The sequence below is a fragment of the Streptomyces sp. NPDC002138 genome (genome assembly GCF_040296485.1).
GTDB lineage: Bacteria > Actinomycetota > Actinomycetes > Streptomycetales > Streptomycetaceae > Streptomyces.
This window is the reverse complement of the sequence record NZ_JBEOXE010000087.1, coordinates 21,065-29,403: the sequence shown is the minus strand read 5'-3', so window position 1 is coordinate 29,403 and position 8,339 is coordinate 21,065. Positions and strand designations below refer to the sequence as shown.

8 protein-coding genes are annotated in these 8,339 nt (G+C 72.9%); 4 read left to right on the top strand and 4 right to left on the bottom strand.

Annotated elements, in window-relative coordinates:
• The 3 genes from ABT084_RS34165 to ABT084_RS34155 all read left to right on the top strand — a co-directional run.
• A partial coding sequence (locus ABT084_RS34165; protein WP_351052561.1) for a PP2C family protein-serine/threonine phosphatase occupies positions 1-1,187 on the top strand: 1,187 nt, incomplete at its 5' end.
• A 38-nt stretch (positions 1,188-1,225) separates the two neighbouring features.
• A complete protein-coding gene (locus ABT084_RS34160; protein WP_351052558.1) occupies positions 1,226-2,557 on the top strand; it encodes a vWA domain-containing protein in 1,332 nt (443 codons plus the stop codon).
• Between the two features lie 34 nt (positions 2,558-2,591).
• Positions 2,592-3,587, top strand: a complete 996-nt coding sequence (locus ABT084_RS34155; protein WP_351052555.1) for an FHA domain-containing protein — start codon at positions 2,592-2,594, stop codon at positions 3,585-3,587.
• 6 nt (positions 3,588-3,593) lie between these two features.
• On the opposite strand, the gene ABT084_RS34150 is transcribed toward ABT084_RS34155, so the two are convergent.
• A complete protein-coding gene (locus tag ABT084_RS34150) occupies positions 3,594-4,574 on the bottom strand; it encodes a methyltransferase domain-containing protein (protein ID WP_351052552.1) in 981 nt (326 codons plus the stop codon).
• Positions 4,575-4,755: 181 nt separating this feature from the next.
• Between ABT084_RS34150 and ABT084_RS34145 the strand changes: the two genes are divergently transcribed.
• Complete coding sequence (locus tag ABT084_RS34145) at positions 4,756-5,160, top strand: globin (protein ID WP_351052550.1); 405 nt, start codon at positions 4,756-4,758, stop codon at positions 5,158-5,160.
• 79 nt (positions 5,161-5,239) lie between these two features.
• Here ABT084_RS34145 and ABT084_RS34140 read toward each other — a convergent pair whose 3' ends face one another.
• From ABT084_RS34140 to ettA, 3 genes are read right to left on the bottom strand one after another with little or no spacing between them, the layout of a single operon-like run.
• Positions 5,240-5,947, bottom strand: a complete 708-nt coding sequence (locus ABT084_RS34140; protein ID WP_351052547.1) for a DUF8010 domain-containing protein — start codon at positions 5,945-5,947, stop codon at positions 5,240-5,242.
• The gene (locus ABT084_RS34135) at positions 5,944-6,399 is read right to left on the bottom strand and encodes an acyl-CoA thioesterase (protein ID WP_351052544.1); all 456 of its coding nucleotides are present in this window, start codon (positions 6,397-6,399) and stop codon (positions 5,944-5,946) included. Before ABT084_RS34135 ends, ABT084_RS34140 begins: the two co-directional genes overlap by 4 nt.
• A gap of 19 nt (positions 6,400-6,418) precedes the next feature.
• The gene (gene ettA, locus ABT084_RS34130) at positions 6,419-8,083 is read right to left on the bottom strand and encodes an energy-dependent translational throttle protein EttA (protein WP_351052541.1); all 1,665 of its coding nucleotides are present in this window, start codon (positions 8,081-8,083) and stop codon (positions 6,419-6,421) included.
• Positions 8,084-8,339 lie beyond the last annotated feature (256 nt).

The window sequence follows — 8,339 nt, the reverse complement described above, 5'->3', positions numbered from 1 at the left end:
GCCCCGCGCCCGCCGCTGGCCCCGCGCCCGTCGCCGGCCCGGCGGCGGGTTCCGGTTCCGGTTCCGGTTCCGGTTCCGGCAGCGAACCGGCCGCCGCGCCCGCCGGATACGGCGCGGCTCCCGCAGCCTCGGCCCCCGCAGCCGCCGCCGGGTTCGGCGCGACCCCGCCGAGCGGCGCCGCCCCCGGCGGCCCCGTGCCCACGCTCGTCGACGAGCCCGGCGGGTGGGGCGTCGCCGCCCCCGACGGGGCGACCACGGGCCACACCGGCACCGGCGCCGAGCCCGCCGGAAAGACCTGTGTGGCCTGCCGGGCCGGCCGGGTCGACACCGACGGCTACTGCGAGCACTGCGGCCACGCCCAGCCCCGCGAGCGGGACCACCTCGAGGAGGAGCTCGGCAGCGTCGCCGCCGTCAGCGACCGCGGGCTGCGCCACCACCGCAACGAGGACTCCTTCGCCGTCGCGGCCACCGCGCTGCCCGACGGCAGCGCCGCCACCGTCGCCATCGTCTGCGACGGCGTGTCCTCCGCCAGCCGCCCCGACGAGGCCTCCGCCGCCGCGGCCGTCGCCGCCAACGAGGCACTGCTGGACGCGCTCCCCCGCGGCGCGCTGCCCCAGCAGGCGATGCACGAGGCGATCCTGGCCGCCTCGACCGCCGTCAACGCCCTGGCCCCGGAGGTCCCGGGCGCGCAGAACGCCCCCGCCTGCACCCTCGTCGGCGCGGTCACCGCGGGCGGCCTGCTGATCATCGGCTGGGTCGGCGACAGCCGCGCGTACTGGGTGCCCGACGACCGCTCCGCGCCGCCCGCCCGCCTCACCGAGGACGACTCCTGGGCGGCCCAGATGGTCGCGGCGGGCCTGATGAACGAGGCCGAGGCGTACGCCGATGTCCGCGCCCACGCCATCACCGGCTGGCTCGGCGCCGACGCGTACGAACTGGAGCCGCACACCGTCGCCTTCAAGCCCGACCGGCCCGGAGTCGTCGTCGTCTGCACCGACGGGCTGTGGAACTACGCCGAATCCGCCCAGGACATGGCCCGGGTGCTGCCCGCCGACGCCGCCGCCCGGCCCCTGCACAGCGCGCAGGTCCTCGTCGGTCACGCCCTGGACGGCGGGGGCCACGACAACGTGACCGTGGCCGTCGTGCCGTTCGCCGTGCCCGAGGCGGCCGAAGCGCCCGCCGCCTGACCCTCCACCGTTCCCCAACCCCCGAGGAGACCGTCCCGATGGCGAACTTCGCCAAGCCGAGCGCCCCGCGCTTCACCGTGGAGGTGTACCAGAACGAGTTCCTCCCGGTGGGCGGGCGGGACGTGCACGCCATCGTGACGGTCACGTCCACCGGCGGCGCCGCCGCGACCCGCGCCGCGACCCCGGGGAGCGGAGCGGCCGTCGTCATCATGGTCGACTGCTCGGGGTCCATGGCGTACCCGCCCGCCAAGATGACGGGGGCCCAGGAGGCCACGGCCGCCGCGATCGACACCCTGCACGACGGGACTTCGTTCGCGGTGATCGCCGGTACGCACGTGGCCCGGGAGGTCTATCCCGGCCAGGGCCGCCTCGCGGTCGCGGACCCGGCCACCCGCGCCCAGGCGAAGGGCGCCCTCGGCGCCCTGACCCCCGGCGGCGGCACCGCCATCGGCACCTGGCTGCGGCTGGCCGACGGCCTGCTGCGCCAGTCCCCCGCCACCATCCGGCACGGCATCCTGCTGACCGACGGCCGCAACGAGCACGAGAGCCCGGCGGTGCTCCGCACCACCCTCGACGCCTGCGCGGGCCGGTTCACCTGTGACGCCCGCGGGGTGGGCACCGACTGGGAGGTCAAGGAGGTGACCGGCATCGCGAGCGCGCTGCTCGGCACCGCCGACATCGTGGCCGATCCGGCGCACCTGGCCGAGGACTTCACGCTCATGATGGAGAGCGTCATGGGCAAGGAGGTCGCGGACGTCGCGCTGCGCCTGTGGAGCCCGGTCGGCGCGGAGATCCAGTACGTCAAGCAGGTCGCGCCCGCCGTGCAGGACCTGACCGGGCGCCGCACCGAGGCGGGTCCGCGCGCCGGTGACTACCCGACCGGCTCGTGGGGCGACGAGTCCCGCGAGTACCACATCTGCGTCCGGGTGCCCGGCGCCGATGTGGGTCGGGAGATGCTCGCCTCCCGGGTCTCCCTGGTCCTGCCGGGCCGGTTGGGCGAGGCGGCCACCGCGCTCTCCGACGCCCAGGGACTGGTCCGCGCGGTGTGGACGGACGACCTGGCCGCGTCCACCGCCATCAACGCGCAAGTCGCGCACTACACCGGCCAGGCCGAGCTCGCCGAGGTCATCCAGCAGGGACTGGAAGCCCGCAAACTGGGTGATATCGACGGCGCCACCGCCAAATTGGGCCGCGCCGTGCAGCTGGCCAGTGTGTCCGGGAACGAGGACACTGCGAAACTGCTGGCAAAGGTGGTGGATGTCGTGGATGTCGCGGCGGGTACTGTGCGGCTGAAGGCGAAGGTCGCCGATGCCGACGAGATGACGCTCGAAACGCGCTCCACGCAGACCGTCCGAGTGAAGCGAAACTGAAGTCCCGACGCAGGGAGAAGGGGGAACGGCCGACATGCCGACCTGCCCGAACGGGCACCAATCGGTCTCCGACGACTGGTGCGAAGTATGCGGTCACCGCATGGCCCCCGCGGCCGCGCCGACGGGTGCGAACGAGCCCCCCGCGCCGCCTTCCTACGACTACGGCTTCCCGATGGCCGGGGGCGAGCCGACCGCGCAGGCGGAGCTGTGCCCGCAGTGCCGGACCCCGCGCGAGGCGATGGCCCCGTACTGCGAGGAGTGCCGCTTCAACTTCCTGACCCGGACGGCGACCTCGTACACGCCGCTCGCGCCCAACCCTTCGACGAGCCCGGGTCCGGGTCCTGGCCCCGGGCCGGTCCCTGGCCCCGGCCCCGGTCCCGGTCCCGGTCCGGCCATGGCCACGGGAGCGCAGCCGCTGCCGACCAGCGAGGCCTCGTACGCGCAGGACCCGTACGAATACCGCGATTCGCGCCCCTCTCAGGTCAACCGGCCCGCCGAATCCCTGCAGCGCGAGGACGACTGGCTGCTGCCGCCCCCGGCCCGCGAGCCGGAACCGCCGCAGTACCAGCCGCAGCCGCCCGCGTACGAGCCGCAACAGCCGGAGCAGCCGTTCCCGGTTCAGGGCGGAGCCTGGACCGCGACGATCGGTCCCGACCGCTCCTACTTCATGGCGATGATGCAGCGCAGCGGCCCCGAGGCGGCGGGCCTGAACCTGCCCGCGTACTCACCGGAGCAGCACCTTCCGCTGGCCGGCGGCCAGATCACCATCGGCCGCCGCCGCGCCTCCACGGGCGAGGCCCCGGACGTCGACCTGTCGGTGCCGCCGGAGGACCCGGGCGTCTCGCACGCGCACGCGGTGCTGGTCCAGCAGCCCGACAACAGCTGGGCCGTGGTCGACCAGAACTCCACCAACGGCACCTACATCAACGGCGGCGAGGAGCCGATCCAGCCCTACGTCCCGGTCCCCCTGCGCGACGGCGACCGCGTCCATGTCGGCGCCTGGACCACGGTCACCATCCGCCGCGGCTGAGCCGTCCTAGGCGGGCGCGCCTCCCAGGGGCCAGACGTACGGTCCCTGGGGGTCGTCCAGCCAGGACCACTGGCCCTCGGCGGTGACCGTCACGCCGAAGCGCTCGCGGGGCGGCCGGTCCTCGCGCCGCCACAGGTCCAGGGCCTCGCGCGGGTGCAGCGCGCCCGCGGTGAGGATCAGCATGAACTGGAAGCGCTCGTTCTCCAGCAGGTCGTACGGCAGCCCGCCCGCCACCCACGGGGCCGCGGCCCCCGCTCCGCGCAGCGGGACGAAGTACGCCGAGGTGTGCAGGAAGCGCCCCTCCGCGAACCCGGCGTCCCGCACCCGCAGCGCGATCAGCCCCGTCGACAGCGGCGCCAGCACGCGCGCGCCCGGGCGGCACTGGGGCAGCCAGGAGGGCGGGATCAGCGGCAGGGTGCAGGTGACGATGATCCGGTCGAAGGGGCCGCGGGCCGGGCACCCCCGCTCCCCGTCGCCGGTGATCACGGCCGGACGGTAGCCGAGCAGCGCCAGGTGGGCCCGGGCGGATTCGGTGATCTCCTCGTCCAGGTCCACCGTGGTGACCAGGTCCTCGCCGAGCCGGTGGCACAGCAGGGCGGCGTTGTATCCGGTCCCCGCGCCGATCTCCAGGACGTTGTCCCCGTCCCGGACCTCCAGCGCGTCCAGCATCTTCGCCATCAGGGACGGCTGGCTGCTGGAGGAGACCAGCTCGCCGTCGCGCAGCCGGGTCGCAAGCGGGGCGTCCGTGTAGACCCCGCGCAGCCAGCGGGCCCGGCGCTCGGGGTCGGGGTCCTCGGCCCACAGCCGCTCGTGGCCGGCGCCTCGGCCGGTCCAGAAGAAGGGGACGAAGACGTGCCGGGGCACGGCGGCGAAAGCCGCCCGCCAGGCGGGGTCGGTCAGCACCCCGGCCGCGGTCAGCTCGCGGACCTGGGCCGAGTGGGCCGTCTCCCGCAGATCCCGCGTCGCTCTGGTCTCTGTACCGCCCATGGTTCCACTGTGCTGCCGACGGGGCGGCGCCGCCCGTCGGCCGTGGGCGCGGACGGGCGGCGGTACGGGACGGGGTGGGTGCGGGGGCGGGGTGCGGGGGCGGCTGCGGGGGTGGCTGCGGAGCGGGTGCGGGGGTCCTAGGACCCCGGTCCTCCGTCCGGGCGTCTGAGACGATGGTCGGGTGAACGAGATTCCGCAGGGCACGGTCCAGGAGCAGACCTTCTACGAGCAGGTCGGCGGTGAGGAGACCTTCCGCCGCCTGGTCCGGCGCTTCTACCAGGGGGTCGCCGAGGACCCGCTGCTGCGTCCGATGTACCCGGAGGCCGACCTGGGCCCCGCGGAGGAGCGTTTCGCGCTGTTCCTGATGCAGTACTGGGGCGGCCCGACCACGTACAGCGACAACCGCGGCCACCCGCGCCTGCGGATGCGGCACGCCCCGTTCCAGGTGGACAAGGCGGCCCACGACGCCTGGCTGCGGCACATGCGGGACGCGGTCGACGAGCTGGGCCTGGCGCCGGAGCACGAGGCGCAGCTGTGGCGCTATGTGACGTACGCCGCCGCCTCGATGATCAACACCGAGGGCTGAGCGGGACGGCCGGTCACGGGACCGGCCCGGCCCGCTGGACCGGCCGGATACCGGGGGACCCGCTTGACCGGAGGACCCGCTAGACCGGCCGGACCTGGAGGGCGCCCAGGCCGACGCCCGGGCGGCGGGTCACGACGGAGCCGTACGGGGTGCGCAGCCGCAGCCAGCTCCCGGAGGCCAGCAGCGCCAGGGGCGCGGGGGCGTCGGGGGCGACGGGCCGCGGGGGGACGGTGGAACGTACCGGCCGCAGGAATCCCAGGGACTGCGCGGCGTGCGCGGCGCGCAGCGGGAGGGCGGTCTCGCCCAGGGTCCGGGACCAGATCTCGCGGCCGATCCGGTCGCGCTCGGAGCGCGTCCGGTGCTGGGCGGGCAGGGCCTCGTCACGGGCACGGAACTCGGCGACGGCCATGGCCACCGCCGTGCGCACCGCGTCGGCGCCGGGCAGCCCCGGTACCTGCTGCCAGCCGCCGCGGGGCGGCAGTACGCCCGTCCAGGGCGGCCCGGTGACGGCCGCGGGCACGACCGCGCTGCCCGAGGCCTCGTCGATCCCCTCCAGGAGTTCCCCGGCGGAGACGGTCCGGTCCAGCGGCGCGGCCAGCGGCTCCGCGAGCCGGGCCGTGCGGATCGCCAGCACCTCGAAGGACGGCGGGCGCCCGAACACGGCGACCGCGCCGCCGCCCGCCTGGAGGCGGACGGCGGCGGCGCGGTCGTAGTGCACGAGCCGGCCCAGGAATGCGGCGAGGTCCGCCGCCTCCCCGGAATCGGCGAGGCACAGCCGTTCGCTCATGCCGCGATGGCCCCTTCCGGGCCCGTGGGCTCGTCGAGGTACTTCTGCAGGAAGTGCTTCTCCTCGGCCGTGATGCGGCGGGGCCGCCCCTCGGCGAGGTTGTAGGGCACGACCACGGTCGAGGCCCGTACGTAGACCTGCTCGGGCCGGTCCCCTTCGGCGACGTCCTTGACCTCGTAGCCGATGGTCAGGGACGCGGCGCCTATCCGGGTCACCCAGGACTCGATGAGGACCGGCTCGTGGCGGTGCACGAGGGGCAGCTTGTAGTCGATCTCGTGACGGGCCACGACGGAACCGCCCGTGAAGGACTCACTGCCCTCCCCCGGTGCCAGCCGGAACATGAAGTCGATCCGGGCTTCCTCCAGGTAGCGGAGGAAGACCACGTTGTTCACGTGCCCGAAGGAATCCATGTCCGACCAGCGGAGGGGGCACCGGTAGAGGTGTCTGGCCATGCTTGTCTCAGCCTCAGTCTCAGCCTCGGGTGAGCTTCTTGTAGGTGGCGCGGTGCGGACGGGTGGCGTCCGCGCCGAGCCGCTCGACCTTGTTCTTCTCGTACGACTCGAAGTTGCCCTCGAACCAGTACCACTTGGACTCGCCCTCGTAGGCGAGGATGTGCGTCGCGACCCGGTCCAGGAACCAGCGGTCGTGGGAGATGACCACGGCCGCACCCGGGAACTCCAGGAGCGCGTTCTCGAGCGAGGACAGGGTCTCGACGTCGAGGTCGTTGGTGGGCTCGTCGAGGAGCAGCAGGTTGCCGCCCTCCTTGAGCGTCAGCGCCAGGTTGAGGCGGTTGCGCTCACCGCCGGAGAGGATGCCGGCCGCCTTCTGCTGGTCCGGACCCTTGAAGCCGAAGGCGCTGACGTACGCGCGGGACGGCATCTCGACCTGGCCCACGTTGATGTAGTCCAGCTCGTCCGACACGACCGCCCAGAGGGACTTCTTGGGGTCGATGTTGGCGCGGCTCTGGTCGACGTACGAGATCTTGACGGTCTCGCCGACCTTGACGGAGCCGGAGTCCGGCGCCTCCAGGCCCAGGAGCATCTTGAACAGCGTGGTCTTGCCGGCGCCGTTCGGGCCGATGATGCCGACGATGCCGTTGCGCGGCAGCGTGAAGGACAGGTCGTCGACCAGGACCTTGTCGCCGAACGCCTTGTTGAGGTTGTTGACCTCGACCACGATCGAACCCAGACGCGGGCCCGGCGGGATCTGGATCTCCTCGAAGTCCAGCTTCCGCATCTTGTCCGCTTCGGCCGCCATCTCCTCGTAGCGGGCGAGACGGGCCTTGGACTTGGTCTGGCGGCCCTTGGCGTTGGAGCGGACCCACTCCAGCTCTTCCTTGAGGCGCTTCTGGCGCTTCTCGTCCTTGCGGCCCTCGACCTTGAGACGGGTGGCCTTCTTCTCCAGGTAGGTGGAGTAGTTGCCCTCGTACGGGTGGGCGCGGCCGCGGTCGAGCTCGAGGATCCACTCGGCGACGTTGTTCAGGAAGTACCGGTCGTGGGTGACGGCCACGACGGCACCCTTGTACTGCGAAAGGTGCTGCTCCAGCCAGTTCACCGACTCGGCGTCGAGGTGGTTGGTGGGCTCGTCGAGGAGGAGCAGGTCCGGGGCCTCGATCAGCAGCTTGCAGAGCGCGACGCGGCGCTTCTCGCCACCGGAGAGGGTGGTGACGGGCCAGTCGCCGGGCGGGCAGCCGAGGGCGTCCATGGCCTGCTCGAGCTGGGCGTCGAGGTCCCAGGCGTTGGCGTGGTCCAGGTCTTCCTGGAGCTTGCCCATCTCGTCCATGAGCGCGTCGGTGTAGTCGGTCGCCATTTCCTCGGCGACCTCGTTGAAGCGCTTCAGCTTGCCCATGATCTCGGCGGCGCCGTCCTGCACGTTCTCCAGGACCGTCTTGGACTCGTCCAGCTTCGGCTCCTGCATGAGGATGCCGACGCTGAAGCCGGGAGACAGGTACGCCTCACCGTTGGACGGCTGCTCCAGGCCCGCCATGATCTTCAGCACGGTGGACTTACCGGCGCCGTTGGGGCCGACCACACCGATCTTCGCGCCGGGCAGGAAGTTCAGGGTGACGTCATCAAGAATCACCTTGTCGCCGTGCGCCTTGCGCGTCTTGCGCATGGTGTAGATGAACTCAGCCAAGAGAAACCGTCCGGCAGATCGATGGGTGGGCAGATACACCCCATCTTGCCAGTCGTCCATACCTCGGGGGAAACGCGTATGGTCCCGGGGCCCCTGACCTGGGGTCCAGCATGACTGCACGACCCACCTTCGTGCAGGTGGGGACTATGCCCGCCGCTGCACGACGCCCACCGAAGCGTCGTCGTGGTCAGCATGGCTGCCCTCGCGGACGCGTTCGTCCGCGCCCTCATCGGCAAGGACGGAGCGCTTCCGGGGC